Source organism: Micrococcus sp. iso_229, from assembly GCF_058072725.1.
Window position 1 is genome coordinate 1,976,607 of record NZ_CM176514.1, and the last position, 16,212, is coordinate 1,992,818.

Below are 16,212 nucleotides of genomic sequence, written 5' to 3' on the forward strand. Positions count from 1 at the left end.
CAACCATGGGGGCTGGCTAGACTCCCGGCCATGACCACGCAGCCCCCCTCCGCCCCCGCGGAGCACCTCGCCGTGGTCCACGCGCTGCGCGTCTTCAGCGAGAGCGCGGAGCACGCCGTCGACGAGGCCGGCCGCGGCGTCGGCCTGCACCGCACGGACCTCAGAGCCCTCGCGTACCTGATGGCCCGCGCGGAGGCCGGTGAGCCCGTCACGGCCTCGGACCTCGGCGCCCACCTGCACCTCACCCGGGCCTCGGCCACCGCCCTCGTGGACCGCCTGGCCGCCGCGGGCCACGTCCGCCGCCGCCGGGACGAGGGCGACCGGCGGCGCGTGCTGGTGGAGCACACGGACACGGCCCGCCGCGACGGACAGCGCGCGTTCGAACCGATGTCCCAGCGGCTGAGCGCCGCCCTCGAGGGATTCTCCGCCGCGGAGCTGCGGGCTGCGGTGCGGGTGCTCGAGGCGGCCACCGTCGCACTGACGGACCCCGCACCGGAGGACCCGTGACCCGACCGGCGCTCATCGGCCTGGACGGCCGCTCGGGGTCGGGCAAGACCGTCCTCGCCGCCGCGCTCGCGACTCGGATCGCACCGTTCGCGCGTGTCGAGGTGATCGAGATCGAGTCCATGTACCGGGGCTGGGACGGACTGGCCGCGGCGGTGGGCGACGACGGCCCCTATCCGGCCGTCGTGCGCGCGCTGCGGGAGCGGGGCACGGCGACCTGGACCACGTGGGACTGGCACCGCGCCGCACCCGGCCCGCCGCGGGGGACCGCGCCGGCCGACGTCGTGGTGTGCGAGGGCGTGGGCGCGCTCAGCACCGCCGCCCGACCGCTGCTCGACCTGGCGGTGTGGCTCGAGCTCGAGACCCCCGCGCGACGCACGCGGGCGCTGGCCCGGGACGGCGACACCTTCGCCCCCCACTGGGACCGCTGGGCCGCACAGGAGGAGGACTACCTGGCCCGGCACGCCCCGCGCGCCGCGGCGGACCTGATCCTGCGCCTGCCCTCCACCTGACGGCGGCGCCGCCCGGACCGGAGCGGTGCGCTCCGCTTAGGTGTAGCATCGGAGGCGGCGCGCCGCGTCCGGCCGCGTCCCACCCCAGCGCACGGAGACCTCCCCTTCCCATGGCGACACTGCTCTACCGTCTCGGCCTCGGCGCCGCCCGCCGCCCCCTCCTCGTGATCCTCGCCTGGGTGCTCGCCCTGGCCCTCGCCGTCGGCGGATTCCTCGCCTTCGGCGGCACGCTCTCCTCCACCGTCACCATCCCCGGCACGCCCACCGCCCAGGTCACGGACCGCCTCAAGGAGGAGTTCCCCGAGGCCTCCCGCGGCAGGGGCCAGGTCGTGTTCACCACCGAGGACGGCTCCCCCCTGACCGACGCCCAGCGCGAGCAGATCACCGCCCTGCTGGACGACGTCGCCGAACAGGAGGCCGTGGAGGGCGTCGTGGACCCGTTCGAGGCCCAGGCCCAGCAGGACGACGCCCGCACCCGGCTCGACGAGGGCCGCACCGAGCTGGCCGACGGCGAGCAGCGCCTCGCGGACGGTCGCCAGGAGATCGAGGACGGCCGGGCCGAGCTCGAGCGGCGCACGGCCGAGGCCGACGCGGGCGAGCAGCGCCTCGCCGAGGCCGCCGCCCAGCTGGAGGAGGGGCAGGCCAAGCTCGACGCCGCGCGCGCCGACCTCGAGGAGCGTGGCCTGGAGGCCCTGCCGGCCGACGCCCTGGCCCCGCTCCGGGAGGCCGAGCAGCAGGTGGCCGAGGGCCAGGAGCAGCTCGACGCCGGCCGCGCCGAGCTCGAGGAGCAGGCGGAGCGTCTCGAGGCCGGCCAGGCCGAGATCGACGCGCAGCGTCAGGAGCTCGAGGCCGGGCAGGCCGAGCTCGGCGACCGGTGGACCGAGCTCGAGGCCGGGCAGGCCGAGCTCGACGCCCAGGCCGAGCAGCTGGCCGCGGGCCGCGCCGAGCTCGAGCAGGCCCGGGACGCCGCCCTGGCCGAGGCCGAGGCCGCCGGCATCCCGGCGGAGCAGGTCGCCGCGCAGTTCGCCGACCAGGAGGCGCAGCTCGCCGCCGGCGAGGCAGAGCTGGCGGCCGGTCAGGACCGGGCCGACGCCGCCCGCGCCCAGCTGGAGGCCGCCCAGGCCGAGGCCGACGACGGCGCCGAACAGCTCGCGGCGGCCCAGGCCGAGGCCGACGACGGCGCCGCCCGACTCGCCGCCGGCCGGCAGCAGCTGCAGGAGTCCGAGGCCGAGCTCGAGGCCGGCCGCGAGCAGGTGGCCGCGGGACGGCAGCAGGCCCTGGACGCGGCCGAGGCCGAGCTGGACGCGCAGCAGCAGAAGATCGACGAGGGCCGGGCCGAGTACGAGCAGGGCGTCGCCGAGCTCGAGGACGGCCGGGCCCAGCTGGCCGCCGGCGCGGAGCGCCTGGACCAGGCCGAGGCGGACCTCGCCGACGGCCGCACCGAGCTGGACGAGGGCCGCGTCGAGGCCGAGCGCGGCGAGCGCACCCTGGCCCTCGCGGAGGACTTCCGCACCGTGTCCGAGGACGGCAGCACCGCCGTCGGGATCGTCACCTTCACGACGCCGACCCTGGACGTGACCGCCGAGGACAAGGAGGCGGTCACCGGCACCCTCACCGGCGCGGACATCGACGGCGTGGCGGTGCATCCGTCCCAGGAGCTCAACGCCACCGTGCCCTCCCTGCTCGGCCCGGGCGAGGTCGTGGGCCTCGTGGTCGCCGCGATCGTGCTGGTGGTCATGCTCGGCACCCTCGTGGGCGCGGGTCTGCCGCTGGTCAACGCGCTGGTGGGCGTGGGCGTGGGCGCCGCCGGGGCGCTCGCGTTCTCCTCCGCCGTGGAGATGATCTCCGTGACCCCGGTGCTCGGGGTGATGCTGGGCCTGGCCGTGGGCATCGACTACGCGCTGTTCATCGTCAACCGGCACCGCCATGAGCTGCGGCGCGGCACGGGCCTGCACGAGTCGATCGCGCTGGCCACCGGCACCTCCGGCAACGCCGTGGTGTTCGCCGGCGTGACCGTGGTGATCGCCCTCGCGGCCCTGAACGTCACCGGCATCGGCTTCCTGGGCCTGATGGGCACGGTGGGCGCGGTCTGCGTGGCCGTCGCCGTGCTCGTGGCGATCACCCTGACCCCGGCCCTGCTGGCCCTGGCCGGCCCGCGCGTGCTCTCCCGCCGGGAGCGCGACCGGCTCACCGCCACCTCCCCGGCCGTCGGCGAGGGCGCCCACGCCGTGCGCCGCGCCCACCGCCGCGCCACGCTGTCCACGCCGACCGCCCTCGCCACGGCGCTCGCCTCCGTGGCCCTGCTCGTCCTCGTGGCCGTGCCGTTCTGGTCCATGCGCCTGGGCCTGCCGGACGGCGGCTCCGAGCCCGAGGGCTCGGACTCCCAGCTCGCCTACGAGCTCACGGCCGAGAAGTTCGGCGAGGGCTACAACGGCCCGCTCGTGGTCACCGTGGACCTGCCCGCCGGCCTCGACGAGGGGCGCGCCACGGACGCCCAGCTCGACGTCGGCGAGCAGCTGGCCGCCCTCGACCACGCGCACGCCGTGGTGCCGGCGGGCTTCAACGAGGACCGCACGGTCGCGATGTACCAGGTGCTGCCCGAGGAGGGGCCCAACGCGGTCTCCACGGAGGAGCTCGTGCGCGAGCTGCGGTCCCTGGACCCGGCCGGCGACGCCTCGAACCCGGGCGTGGCGGGGGTGACCAGCGGCTTCATCGACGTCTCGGACACCCTGGCAGAGGCCCTGCCGCTCTACCTCGGCGTGGTGGTGGGCCTGTCCCTGCTGATCATGATCCTGGTGTTCCGCTCCATCCTGGTGCCCCTGATCGCCACCGGCGGCTTCATGCTCTCGGTGTTCGCGGCGATGGGCGGGGTGGTGGCCATCTACCAGTGGGGCTGGCTGGGCGCCCTGTTCGGCGTCCACAACCCGGGCCCGGTGCTCAGCTTCCTGCCGACCATCATGGTCGGCGTGCTGTTCGGGCTGGCCATGGACTACCAGCTGTTCATCGCCTCCGGCATGCGCGAGGCCTACGCACACGGCCTGCCGGCCCGCCAGGCGGTGCTGTCCGGCCTGCGCTCGGGCCGCGCGGTGGTGATGGCCGCGGCGATCATCATGATCTCCGTGTTCGGCGGCTTCATCTTCGCCGAGGACGCGATGATCCGCCCGATCGGCTTCGGCCTGGCCTTCGGCGTGCTGCTGGACGCGTTCGTCGTCCGGCTGCTGCTGATGCCGGCCCTGATGCACCTGCTCGGGGACGCGGCGTGGTGGCTACCCCGGTGGCTGGACCGCATCATGCCGGACGTGGACGTGGAGGGCGCCCAGCTCGAGCGCGCCCACACCCCGGGGCAGCCCTCCGGCCCCGCCCCGGACGGCGGCGCCCACCGGGCCTGACCGTCCCTCCTGACGCCCGCCCCCGGCCCCGATCGGCCGGGGGCGGGCGTCTATCCTGGGCGGATGCGTCCCACTTCCTTCTCCCCCGCTGCCGGCTCGCCCGTCCTCGTCCTGCTCGAGACGGACGCGGACGGCGCCCCCGCCCCGCGGCTCGCGGACCCGGCCGTCCCGCACCTGAGCGTCACGGACCAGGGGGTCACGCGCGGCGACGGCATCTTCGAGACGGCGCTCGCCGTCGCCGACGGGCTCGGGACCCTGCGCATGCGCAAGCTCGGGGCCCACCTCGGCCGGCTGGCCGCGTCCGCCGCCGCCCTGCAGCTGGCCGCCCCCGAGGCGGCGGCGTGGGAGGCCGCCGTCGCGCTGGGTCTGCGTGCGTTCTCCGAGGCCAACGACGTCGCCCCCGGGGACCGCCTCGCCGTGCGCCTGACCGTCACCCGCGGCCCGGACGCGGCCGCGGGCGGCGGGCCCGCGCCCACCGCGTGGGCGCTGCTGAGCCCGGCCCCGGCGATCCAGGACGAGGAGCGGCGGCGGGGGCTGCGGGTGCTGCTGCTGGACCGCGGCATCGACTCGCAGGCCCCCGAGCGCTCCCCGTGGCTGCTCACCGGTGCGAAGACCCTCTCCTACGCCGTGAACATGGCCGCCCTGCGCTACGCCCGCGACCACGGCGCCGACGACGTCGTCTTCACCAGCGCGGACGGCTACCTGCTCGAGGGCCCCACCTCCACGGTGCTGATCGTGCGCACCGGGGAGGACGGCGTCCGCCGCCTCCTCACCCCACTGCGCCAGAAGGGCATCCTCGCCGGGACGTCGCAGGCCGTGATCTTCGCGGCCGCCCACGCGGACGGCTGGGAGCTCGGCTACGGCCCGCTCGTCCCGGCCGACCTTCAGGGCGCCGACGGCGTCTGGCTCGTCTCCTCGGTGCGCGGCGTCCTGCCGGTGCGCGCCGTCGACGGCGTCGAGATCCCCGTGGACCACGAGCTCACCGGCATGCTGCAGGCCCATCTGGACGCCGACGGCGACCCCGGCCGGCACGTCGCCGGCGACCCGGTGCCCACCGCGGGCTAGGCTGGGGACCGGCCCGTCCGGCGTCGTCGGCCGCGGCCACAACCGCACGTGAGATCCCCGACCACGGAAGGCGCACCATGAACACGCTCGTCCAGAAGGCCCTGTCCGCCGGCATCACGCTGGTCGGCGGCATCGTCGGCTCCCGCGTGGTCGCGGGCGGCTGGCGGCTCGTCACCGGCCACAGCGCCCCGGACGACGCGGCCGACGAGACGCTGCCGCTCGTCGAGGCCCTGTCCTTCGCGTTCATCTCCGCGGGCGTCGCGGCGCTGCTGAAGGTCGCCGGCCAGCGCGGCGCCGGCGCCGCGATCCGCAAGGTGTCCGAGTCCACCGCGCACCGCGTGGACCACGAGGTCTGAGCCGCCCCGCCGCCCCACGACGACGGCCGCCGCCCGGAGGGATCCGGACGGCGGCCGTCGTGCTGTGCGGGGTGGTGTCAGCCGCGGCCGCGCGGCCGGGCGCCGGCGCGGCGCGGCCCGGGGTCCGCCGGGGGCTCGGCCCGACGGACGACGGCGGCCAGCTCGTCCCGGTGCAGCAGCTCACGGCGGGCGTGCTTGGTGCGGTAGCCCGTGCGGCCCACCAGGTGGGAGGCCACCGGGGCCGTGACCATCTGGGTGACCCACGCCAGGAACAGCACGGGCAGCCACACCCACGAGCGCCACTCGATCGCCAGCCCGGCGAGCATGAGCAGCAGGCCGAGGACCTGCGGCTTGGCGGAGGCGTGCATGCGGGCCAGCAGGTCCGGCAGCACGAGCAGGCCCACGCCGGCCACCAGGGAGAAGAAGGCGCCGCTCACGAGCAGGAACGCAGCCAGCCAGTCCAGGAGCGTGGCGGTCTCGGTCATCGGTCCTCCTCCCCGCCCGGCACGTCCGTGGTGCCGGGCACGCGCGCCTGGTCCTCGAGCGAGTGGTCCGGGCGCCGGTCCTCCGCGAAGCGCGCCACCGTCACCGAGCCGACGAAGCCGACGGCGGCGGCCAGCACCACGAGGACCACGTGGTGCGTGTGGCGGTGCACGGCCATCTCCAGGACGAGCATCCCGGAGAACACCACGAGCAGCACGTCCGTGGCGATCGCCCGGTCCAGCAGCGAGGGGCCGCGCACGATCCGGTAGAGCGCACCGAGGGCGCCGACCACGAGCAGCGCCCCGCCGGCCCACGTGGCCAGGTCCATCGGGTCCATCAGGCCTCCTCCTTCGGGGGGCGGGCGGCGGACGGGTCCGCAGGGCCGCGGCGGTCCTCGCTCCGGGGGGCGGGGGGCGCCGAACTCGGGAAGCGGCGGACCAGCTCGAGGTCCTCACGTGTGCCGACGGCGCGGATGATGCCCGCCTCCACGTCGAGGGCCGTGGCGCGGAAGCCCTCCACGTCCTCGTCCGTGGTCGCGTCGAGCACGTGCAGGTACAGGACGGAGCGGACCCGGTCCACGTCCAGCACGATCGAGCCCGGCACCAGGGCCAGGGCGTGGCTGACGAGCGTGATGATGAGGTCGTCGTGGCTGCGCAGCGGGACGCCCACGATCGAGCCGCGGGCGCGGCGGCCGCGCAGCAGCACCACCCCGGTCACGTTGACCGAGGCGCGCACGACGTCGACGAGGAACCGCACCGTGAACACGAGGGACCACCAGGGGTTCAGGCGGCCGCTGAACGGGATGTCCGGCATCGGGAAGAGCGCGAGGATCAGCAGCGCGAAGGCGAGGCCGGTCAGGGCCACGTGCGGGGCGAAGTCCTGCCACAGGGCGCACCACACGGCCACCATCACGAGGATCAGCGGCCACTGGGCCACGATGCCCCGGATCCGGTCGGGGCGCACCGCGTCGCGGCGGGCGGAGTCACTTCCGGGCATCGTGCACCTCCGTCGGGTCGACGCTGAGGGTGGCCGCGGCCCGCTCGGCCGCGGCATCGTCGAGCACCGCCGCGATGTAGGGCGAGCGGTCGAGCATGTCCGTGGCGGCCTCGTCGGCCAGGGCGAACAGCGGGCCGGCGGCCACCGTGAACACCAGCGTCAGGCCCACGAGCGCCGTGGTGGGCAGCACGAGGCCCGGCTCGAGCGGGCGGGGTCGCTCGCCACGGGCCACGGCCCGCTCGTAGGCGGCCACGAGCTGGGCGGGCGGGTGCTCCACGTCCTCGACGCGGCGCCAGAACGCGCGGGTCCACACGCGCACCACCACGAGCAGGGTCAGCAGGGACACGAGCAGGGACACGCCCACCAGCGTGTACGCCAGGGGCGTGGCCTGCTCGACGCCGCCGCGCAGCAGGCCGACCTTGCCGAGGAAGCCGGAGAACGGCGGGATGCCGCCGAGGTTGAGCGCGGGCACGAGGAACAGGACGCCCACGAACGGGGAGACCTTCGCCAGGGACCCGAGGCGGTCGATGTTCGCGGTCCCGGCGCGGTTCTCGATCAGGCCTATGACGAGGAAGAGCGCGGTCTGCACGGTGATGTGGTGGGCCACGTAGTACACGGTGGCCGCCAGCCCCGCCTGCGTGGCCAGGCCCAGGCCGAAGATCATGTAGCCGATGTGCGAGACGAGGATGAAGGACAGGATGCGCTTGATGTCCGTCTGGGCCAGCGCGCCGAGGATGCCCACCACCATGGTCAGTGCGGCCACCACGAGCAGGAGCGCGTTGACGTGCTCCCCGGGGAAGAGCAGCGTCTCGGTGCGGATCATCGCGTACACGCCCACCTTGGTGAGCAGGCCCGCGAACACCGCGGTCACCGGGGCGGGCGCGGTGGGGTACGAGTCCGGCAGCCAGAAGGACAGCGGGAACACGGCCGCCTTGATGCCGAAGCCCACCAGGAGCAGCACGTGCAGGACCATCTGCACGTCGGTGGGCAGCTCGCCCAGCTTCACGGCCAGGTCCGCCATGTTCACGGTGCCGGTGGCCGCGTAGATCATCGCGATCGCGATCAGGAACACCACCGAGGAGATCACGGAGACCACCACGTAGGTGATGCCCGCGCGGATGCGCTGGGCGGTGCCCCCCATGGTCAGCAGCACGTAGGAGGACGTCAGGAGGATCTCGAAGCCCACGTAGAGGTTGAACAGGTCGCCGGCGAGGAACGCGTTGGACACCCCCGCCACGAGGATCAGGAACGTGGGGTGGAAGATCGAGACCGGCCCGCCCTCGTCCCGGTTGATCAGCCCCTGCGCCGAGGCGTACAGCAGCACCGCCAGGGTGATCAGCGCGGACACGACGAGCATGAGGGCCGAGAGCCGGTCCACCACGAGGGCGATGCCCAGCGGGGCGGGCCAGCCGCCGAGGTGGACGGCCGCGACCCCGGTGTCCCAGACCGAGGCCAGCAGCAGCGCGTCCAGCACGAGGGTGAGCACGAGCGCGGAGACCGTGACGGTGATCTGCGCGCGGGGGCGGCGCACGAGCATGAAGGTCACGGCCGCGCCCAGCACGGGCAGCATGACGGCCAGCGGGGCCAGGTCGGTCAGGGGGAGGGTGCCGATGCTCACGGGCGCGGCCCCCCGTCGGAACGGTGGGCACGGACGGCGGACGCCGCACCGGGACGGGCGGGCGGCGTGGGTGAGGCGTGGCGCACGTGGGGTCGGGACTCCGTGGCGTGCTCGTAGTGGGCGTTGGGGTCCGCGGCGTCGTCCAGGAACTCGGAGGACTCCGCCACGAGCTCCGCGTCGTCCTCCGCGTCCCAGGCGGGCATCCGGGCGATCTTGACGTCCTCCGCGTCCACCTCGACCTCGTCCTCGCGGACGAGCAGCCACGAGCGGTAGATCATGGCGGTCAGGAACGCGATCACGGCGAAGCCGATCACGATCGCGGTGAGGATCAGCGCCTGCGGCAGGGTGTCCGCGTACTCCCGCGGATCGCGGCCCGGCACGAACAGGGGGGCCGCACCCGTGCCGCCGGCCGCGAGGAACAGCAGCAGGACGGCGGCGTTGTTGATCAGCATGACGCCGATCAGGATCCGGGTCAGGTTGCGCTCGAGCACGAGGTGGATGCCGCCGGCGAACATCACGCCCATCGCGGCGAGCAGGGCCAGGTCGACGGTCGTCACGGTGCGGCCTCCTCGGGCTTGGGCGTGGACGGGGTGGCCATGCGGGGATGGCGACGGCGGGACGCGGCGCGCGCCCGCGCACGGCGGGCCTCCTCGCCCCGGCGGTCCACTTCGCCGCCGAGCGAGCGCAGCACGTCCATCACGAGGCCCACGACCACGAAGTACACGCCGATGTCGAACGCGGTGGCCGAGACGAGCTTCAGGGAGTCCCCGAACAGCGGCAGGTCGGTGAACTCGACGACGGCGGACTGCAGCACCTGACCGCCGAAGAACAACGGCGCCAGGCCGGTGGCCGTGGCGATCGCCAGGCCCAGGCCGAGCATGGCGCCGGCCGGGATGAGCGAGGCCTCCTGCAGCTCGAAGCGGCCGCCGGCCAGGAACCGCAGCGTCAGGGCCAGCCCGGCCAGCAGGCCGCCCGCGAAGCCGCCGCCCGGCGTGTTGTGACCGGCCAGCAGCAGGTACACGGACAGCAGCATCATGATCGGGAACAGGAAGCGGGTGACCACCTCCAGGATGATCGAGCGCCGCTCGGGGGCCATCGTGTGCCCCGCCACGAGCCACTGGCCCTTCCGGTCGTCCACGGCGAAGCTGCGCACGACGGACAGCTCGCGGGCGCCGAGCGAGGAGTCGGCGCCGAAGTCGCCGACGGAGCCGGGGGCGACGTCGTCGATGCTGCGGGTGAGACCGTCCCGGTGCTGCAGGAAGATCAGCGAGGCCACCCCCGTGGCCGCGGCCGCGAGCACCGTGATCTCGCCCCACGTGTCCCACCCGCGCAGGTCCACGAGGGTCACGTTGACCGCGTTCAGGCCGTGGCCGTGGACGTAGGCCTGCTCCGGGATGGCCAGGGAGATGGGCTCGGCGGTGCGGGCGGTCAGGGCGGTGGCGGCGATCCACATCATGGACACGGCGAAGCCGACGGCGACGGTCAGCCGCCCGAGCCGTCGCGACCCGGTGCGGCGGGTGTGCCAGTCCGGAGGCAGCACGCGCAGGCCCAGGACCACGGTGACCAGGATGATCGACTCCACGAGCACCTGGGTGATCGCCAGGTCCGGGGCGCCGCGCAGGGCGAACAGGGCGGCCAAGCTGTAGCCGGTCACGGACACCAGCATGATCGCCATGAAGCGGCGGCGGGCGCGGACGGCGAACACGGTGGCCACGGCGATCATGAGGGCGATGACCAGCTGCGCCGGACTCTCCGCCCCGATGATGTCCCCGTCGAGGAACGCGGTGGCCAGGACGCGGTCCTCCCGCCCGACGGGGAACAGGAGGAAGGCGACGGGCAGGCCGGCCGCCGTCGTGAGGATGATGGCCAGGTAGCGGCGCAGGGAGCCGGTCTGGGTGCGCCCCGTGACCCAGACGGCGGCCTCGTCGAGGGCGCCGGTGATCTTCCGGTACGTCCGCAGGGCGTCGACCGGGAACTCGACGCGGCGCTGGAACGCCTCGACTCCCGGCCGGCCGAGGGCGAGCAGGGCGCCGAGCAGCCACACGGCGGCGGAGACGGCGAGGGCGGGCGTCCAGCCGTGCCAGAGGGCCAGGTGCGCCGGTGACGCGGCCGGGTCCAGAGCCGGGATCGCGGCCGTGTGGGCGGCCAGCAGGTGCTCGAGGGGCCCGGGCATGACCGCGAGCACCAGACCGGTGAGCGCCAGCAGCCCGGCGGGGGCCAGCTCGAGGAAGGTCACGCGCGTGTGGAAGCGGGTGGCGGGCACGGGGGCGCCCTCGGGGGTGCGCTTGGTGGCGAAGGCGCCCCAGAGGAAGCGCCACGTGTAGGCCACGGTGAGCACGGACCCCGCGGCCATCAGCACGAGGGGCGCCCACGCCAGCAGGCCGCCGTGGGCCTCGCCGTGGTCCGTCAGGCTCTGCAGGACCGCCTCCTTGGCCACGAACCCGAACAGCGGGGGCAGGCCGGCCATGGAGGCGGCCGCCAGGACGGCGACGGCGGCGAGGACGGGGTGGCGGCGGCCGATGCCGGAGAGCTCGCGCAGGTCGCGGGTGCCGGCCTCGTGGTCGATGATGCCGACCACCATGAACAGCGGGGCCTTGAACAGTGCGTGCGCCAGGAGCATCCCGAGGCCGGCCAGCGCCGCGTCGCGGACGCCCAGCCCGTTGGCCACCATGAGGAAGCCGAGCTGGGAGACCGTGCCGTAGGCGAGCACGAGCTTGATGTCGGTCTGCCGCAGGGCCCGCCAGCCGCCCAGCATGAGGGTCCACAGGCCCAGGCCGAGCACGAGCACCTGCCACGTCGCCAGCTCGTGGAAGGCGGGGGCCAGACGGGCCACGAGAAAGACACCGGCCTTCACCATCGCGGCCGCGTGCAGGTAGGCCGAGACCGGGGTCGGGGCGGCCATCGCGCCCGGCAGCCAGAAGTGGAACGGCGCCTGGGCGGACTTGGTCAGCGCACCGATCAGCACGAGGCCGACGCCGACCTCGAGCAGGACGCGCCCGCCGTCGTCCGCGAGGAGGCCGGGGGCTGCGGCCAGCACGCCGGAGATCCGCCAGGAGCCGGCCATCTGGGCCAGCATGATCAGGCCCGCCAGCATGGCCAGGCCGCCGACCGTGGTGACGATCAGCGCGGTGATGGCCGAGCGGCGCGCGAAGATGCGGTGGCCGGAGTAGCCGATCAGCAGGAAGGACAGGACGGAGGTGACCTCCCAGAAGGTGTAGAGCACCATGAGGTCGTCCGTGGTGACGAGGCCGAACATCGCGCCGGCGAAGGCCAGCAGCTGGCCCCCGAACACGGCGTTCTTCGCCTCGTGCTCCCGGAAGTAGCGGGCGCAGTACACCAGCACCAGCGCACCGACGCCGAGCACGATCAGGGACATGAACGCGGCCAGCGCGTCCATGCGGAACGCGAGCGTGATGTCCAGGGACGGCACCCAGGGCACGGCCCGGTCCAGATGCGCCGCCGAGGCCGGGACCGGCCGGCCGGCGTCGAGCGCCTCCTGCAGCGCGAACACTTGCGGCAGCTGGGTGAGCAGCCAGACGAAACCCGCCGCGGGAGCGGCGGCGAGCAGATAGAACCCCTGACGTCCCGTCCACCGGAAGAGCACCGGGGCGGCGAGCGCGACGACGAAGAGCGCGGTCAGGGTGACGAGCATGCGGTCCCTTCGTCAGGCACGGGCGAGGGTTCGGTCCAGACTAGCGGAGGGATGCGCCCCGCCCGGGGTCAGCGCACCGATTCCGCGCTCCGCGTGATCGGTTCCGTGACCCGGGCGAACAGCAGCCCGCCGGCCACGAGCACGACGACGATCACGGGGATGACCACCCGGTTGTCCGGGTGCAGGGCGAGCGCGAGCGTCACGAGGGCGGGCGTGATGAACCCGACCGCGCGGCCCGTGGTGGCGTACAGCCCGAACACCTCGCCGGCCGTGCGCGGCGTGGTGAGCCGACCCAGGAACGCGCGCGAGGCCGACTGCACCGGGCCCACGAACAGGCACAGCGCCAGCCCGCCGACCCAGAACGCGAGGGTGCCCGAGGCGAAGAACAGCGCCCCGGCCACGAGGACCATCGCGGCGAGCGAGCCCAGGATCACCCGGCGCGGACCGACCGCGTCGTCGAGCCGCCCGCCCACGAAGGCGCCCAGGGCGGCCACCACGTTGGCCGCGATCGCGAACAGGATCACGTCCGAGGCCGCCAGCCCGTAGACCGTGGTGCCCAGGATGGCGCCGTAGACGAACACCGCGCCCACGCCGTCCCGGAACACCGCCGAGGCCACGAGGAACCACAGCGTGTTCCGGTCCTCGCGCCACATCCGGGCCAGCGTGGCCCCCAGCTCGCGGTAGGAGCCCAGCAGCGACTCACGGCGCGGCCCGCCGTCCGCCGCCGGGGCGGGGGCCGGGTCCGGCACGGCCACCAGCACGGGGATCGCGAACACGAGGAACCACGCGGCGGCCACGAGCGCGACCACCCGGATGTTCAGCGCCGCGTCCTCCGTGACGCCGAACCAGTGCGCGTCCCCCGAGACGAAGCCCACGAACACGATCAGGAGCAGCAGGATGCCGCCGAGATAGCCCGCGCCCCAGCCGATGCCCGAGATCCGGCCGATCGTGGCCGGCGTCGAGATGTGCACGAGGATCGCGTTGACCTGCACCTCCGCGAACTCGAAGAACACCGTGCCCAGGGCGATCAGGGTGACGCCCAGCAGCAGCGAGGACTCCTCCGGGGTGACCCAGAAGCAGGCCGCGGTGCACGCGATCACGGCGCCCGTGGTCAGGCCCAGCCCCCGCCGGCGTCGCCCCGCGCCGTCCGCCCGACGCCCCAGCACGGGCGCGGTGACCGCGATGACGACGCCGGCCACCGCCATCGCCGTCGAGAGCCAGGCCGTGCCGCGCTCGTCCGGCCCGAACGCGTCCGAGGCCAGGTAGGTGCCGAACACGAAGGTGACCATGACCGCGTTGAACGCGGCCGAGCCCCAGTCCCACAGCGCCCATGCGGCCACCTGGCGGCGCGGGGCGGCGGAGGCGACCGGCGGGAGCGCGACGTCGGTCATCGCTCGATGCGGGTGAGATGGAAGTCGCGGTGCGCCCGGGAGGCCGTCGGCCCGCGCTGACCCTGGTACCGGTTCTGGTTGGCCCCGGTGCCGTACGGCGACTGGGCCGACGAGGAGAGCCGGAAGAAGCACAGCTGGCCGATCTTCATCCCCGGCCACAGCGTGATGGGCAGCGTGGCCACGTTCGACAGCTCGAGCGTGACGTGCCCGGAGAACCCGGGGTCGATGAACCCGGCGGTCGAGTGCGTCAGCAGGCCCAGCCGCCCCAGCGAGGACTTGCCCTCGAGGCGGGCGGCGAGGTCGTCCGGCAGCGTGACCTGCTCATAGGTGGAGCCGAGCACGAACTCCCCCGGGTGCAGGATGAACGCCTCGTCCGGATCCACCTCCACCAGCCGGGTCAGCTCGTCCTGCTCCTGGCGCGGGTCGATGTGCGCGTACCGGTGGTTGTCGAAGAGCCGGAAGAACCGGTCCAGGCGCACGTCCACGGACGCGGGCTGGACCATCGCCGGGTCGAGGGGGTCCAGGCCCACGCGGCCGGAGTCGAGCTCGGCGCGGATGTCGCGGTCGGAGAGCAGCACGGCTCAGTCCATCCGCACGACGACGGCCAGCGGGGTGCGCTCGCGGCCCTGGCCCAGCGGGTTGTCCGCGAAGGCGGCCTCGAGGACGGCGGCCGACGCGGCGGTGTCCTTGCCGAGGGCGTTGCGGCCGATGTCGTTGGCGTCCATCACGACGGTGCCGGCGAAGGAGGCCTTCGCCCAGGCCGGGATGTCCGCCGCCCGGATCATCGCCGAGACCTCGGCGGCCACCCGGTCCGGCTCGGCCGGGGGCAGCTTGGCCGAGACGTTGGCCGGGAACGTGGAGTAGGTGGTGGGCCCGTCGATCGCGCGGACGTTGCCGCCCACCACGTTGTAGAACACACCGCGCTTGCCGGCGACCTTGCCGGCGGCGCCGGCGGCCGCGGAGAGCACGATGCGCGGCAGGCCGGCCTCCTGGATGGCCAGCTGCATGGTGGTGGGGTCGCCCAGGCCGATGCCCGCGGGCGTGCGGGTGACCAGGCGGGAGAGGGCGCGGGCGACCACGGAGGGGCGGACCTCCCAGGTGTAGTAGGAGCGGCCCTGGGTGATGGCCACGATCTTCTCGGACACGGAGAAGTGCCACGGGGCGTCCTGCGGCATCGCCTCCGCGGGCAGGTCGCGGAAGAAGTCCTCGATCTCGCCGCGCAGGTAGGCCTGCAGGTCCGTGTCCCGGTCCACCAGGCCGGTCTGCACGGGGAAGCGGCGGTAGCGGCGGCCGTCCTCGGCCGAGACCAGGTCGAGCTCCTTGCCCGGGTTCGGCTCGTGGTCCGGCTTGGCCGGCGCCGGGGCGGCCGCGGCCTCGTCGACCGCGGCGGCGGGGCTGGCCGGGGCGGCGTCGGGGTCCACGGCGTCGCGCAGCCACAGCTCGAGGTTCAGCAGACGCCAGAAGCGCTCGGGGTCGTGCCGGCGCGGGTGGGCGAGGAAGTCCTCGAACAGCGCGCGGACGGTGGGCGCGTCGGCGTACGGGCGGGCGGCGAACGAGTCGGAGGCGAACACCTCCCGGGCAGGCTCGCGCAGGGCGAGCAGCAGGCCGGCCGCGGCGTCGTCGTCCGCGGGACGGGCCGGCGGGAGGACGGCGTCCACGAGGCCGGCGAGACGCCCGCGCGGCACGCCGCGCTCGGCGGGGCGCTCGTCGGCGTGGGCGTCGACGAAGGCGGAGTTCAGCAGCGCCTCGACGGGCACGTCGGCGCGCTCGCGGGAGTCGGCCAGGCGGGCGGCGACGTCGCGGCGGGTCGCGGTCAGGGTGCGCGCGGCGCCGCGCAGGCCACGGGACGCGTGGGCGGCCGGCGGCGTCGGGGCGGGGCGGCCGCGCATGTGCGCGGTCGAGGCCAGGGGGCCGCCGTGGGCGCGGATCGCGGCGCGGACCGACTCGAGGTCGGCGACCGGGGACGGCGTCGCGGCGGGGGCCAGCGGTGCGGGCCGGGGACCGCCCACGAGGAAGGGGCGGTCTGCCTCCCCGAACGCGAGGTAGCGGTACACCGCCGCGTCGTCGGGGCGGGCGGGGACCTGGGCCGCGTCGGCCGTGGTGTCGCGCATGGGACGTCCTTCCGGGACGGGGGCTTCCGGACGCGTCCGGCCGCGGCCGGGCGCGGTTCGGACTCTACCAGCGGCCCCTGGCGCGCTTTCGTTCGGGAAACGGCGGCCCCTGGCGCGCTTTCGTTCGGGAAACGG

The 16,212-nt window shown here is 74.8% G+C and carries 13 protein-coding genes and 1 pseudogene; 5 read left to right on the plus strand and 9 right to left on the minus strand.

Annotated elements, in window-relative coordinates; genetic code table 11:
• Positions 1-30 precede the first annotated feature (30 nt).
• From AC3RKA_RS09140 to AC3RKA_RS09160, 5 genes are all read left to right on the plus strand, one after another.
• Entirely contained in the window at positions 31-507 is a 477-nt protein-coding gene (locus tag AC3RKA_RS09140; RefSeq protein ID WP_489727145.1) for a MarR family winged helix-turn-helix transcriptional regulator, read from the plus strand.
• Positions 504-1,016 (plus strand): nucleoside/nucleotide kinase family protein, encoded by a 513-nt coding sequence (locus AC3RKA_RS09145; protein ID WP_363739906.1) that lies wholly within the window; start codon positions 504-506, stop codon positions 1,014-1,016. Before AC3RKA_RS09140 ends, AC3RKA_RS09145 begins: the two co-directional genes overlap by 4 nt.
• Before the next feature lie 110 nt (positions 1,017-1,126).
• A complete protein-coding gene (locus AC3RKA_RS09150; protein WP_489727146.1) occupies positions 1,127-4,405 on the plus strand; it encodes an MMPL family transporter in 3,279 nt (1,092 codons plus the stop codon).
• A gap of 63 nt (positions 4,406-4,468) precedes the next feature.
• Positions 4,469-5,470: an aminotransferase class IV gene (locus AC3RKA_RS09155; protein WP_489727147.1), complete on the plus strand. Its 1,002-nt coding sequence runs from the start codon at positions 4,469-4,471 to the stop codon at positions 5,468-5,470.
• A gap of 77 nt (positions 5,471-5,547) precedes the next feature.
• Entirely contained in the window at positions 5,548-5,826 is a 279-nt protein-coding gene (locus AC3RKA_RS09160; RefSeq protein WP_036317169.1) for a DUF4235 domain-containing protein, read from the plus strand.
• A gap of 77 nt (positions 5,827-5,903) precedes the next feature.
• Here the strand turns inward: AC3RKA_RS09160 and mnhG are convergent, their stop codons facing one another.
• The 9 genes and pseudogenes from mnhG to AC3RKA_RS09205 form a co-directional block, all read right to left on the minus strand.
• Entirely contained in the window at positions 5,904-6,311 is a 408-nt protein-coding gene (gene mnhG / locus AC3RKA_RS09165) for a monovalent cation/H(+) antiporter subunit G (RefSeq protein WP_363739900.1), read from the minus strand.
• A complete protein-coding gene (locus AC3RKA_RS09170; RefSeq protein WP_002858379.1) occupies positions 6,308-6,646 on the minus strand; it encodes an MrpF/PhaF family protein in 339 nt (112 codons plus the stop codon). The genes mnhG and AC3RKA_RS09170 overlap by 4 nt, the downstream gene beginning before the upstream one ends.
• Positions 6,646-7,305, minus strand: coding sequence for a Na+/H+ antiporter subunit E (locus tag AC3RKA_RS09175; RefSeq protein WP_126860396.1), 660 nt, complete (start codon positions 7,303-7,305; stop codon positions 6,646-6,648). The genes AC3RKA_RS09170 and AC3RKA_RS09175 overlap by 1 nt, the downstream gene beginning before the upstream one ends.
• Positions 7,292-8,923, minus strand: coding sequence for a Na+/H+ antiporter subunit D (locus tag AC3RKA_RS09180; protein WP_126860395.1), 1,632 nt, complete (start codon positions 8,921-8,923; stop codon positions 7,292-7,294). The genes AC3RKA_RS09175 and AC3RKA_RS09180 overlap by 14 nt, the downstream gene beginning before the upstream one ends.
• Positions 8,920-9,480: an NADH-quinone oxidoreductase subunit K gene (locus AC3RKA_RS09185; RefSeq protein WP_126860394.1), complete on the minus strand. Its 561-nt coding sequence runs from the start codon at positions 9,478-9,480 to the stop codon at positions 8,920-8,922. Before AC3RKA_RS09185 ends, AC3RKA_RS09180 begins: the two co-directional genes overlap by 4 nt.
• Complete coding sequence (locus AC3RKA_RS09190; RefSeq protein WP_126860393.1) at positions 9,477-12,575, minus strand: Na+/H+ antiporter subunit A; 3,099 nt, start codon at positions 12,573-12,575, stop codon at positions 9,477-9,479. Before AC3RKA_RS09190 ends, AC3RKA_RS09185 begins: the two co-directional genes overlap by 4 nt.
• Before the next feature lie 68 nt (positions 12,576-12,643).
• Positions 12,644-14,005 (minus strand): annotated as a pseudogene (locus AC3RKA_RS09195) (MFS transporter); the annotation flags it as partial.
• The gene (gene dcd, locus AC3RKA_RS09200) at positions 13,963-14,544 is read right to left on the minus strand and encodes a dCTP deaminase (protein WP_002858370.1); all 582 of its coding nucleotides are present in this window, start codon (positions 14,542-14,544) and stop codon (positions 13,963-13,965) included. The pseudogene AC3RKA_RS09195 and the gene dcd, both read right to left, overlap by 43 nt.
• Before the next feature lie 3 nt (positions 14,545-14,547).
• Positions 14,548-16,077 carry a hypothetical protein gene (locus AC3RKA_RS09205; protein WP_489727148.1) on the minus strand — a complete coding sequence of 510 codons (1,530 nt, stop codon included), beginning with the start codon at positions 16,075-16,077 and terminating at the stop codon, positions 14,548-14,550.
• Positions 16,078-16,212: the final 135 nt, after the last annotated feature.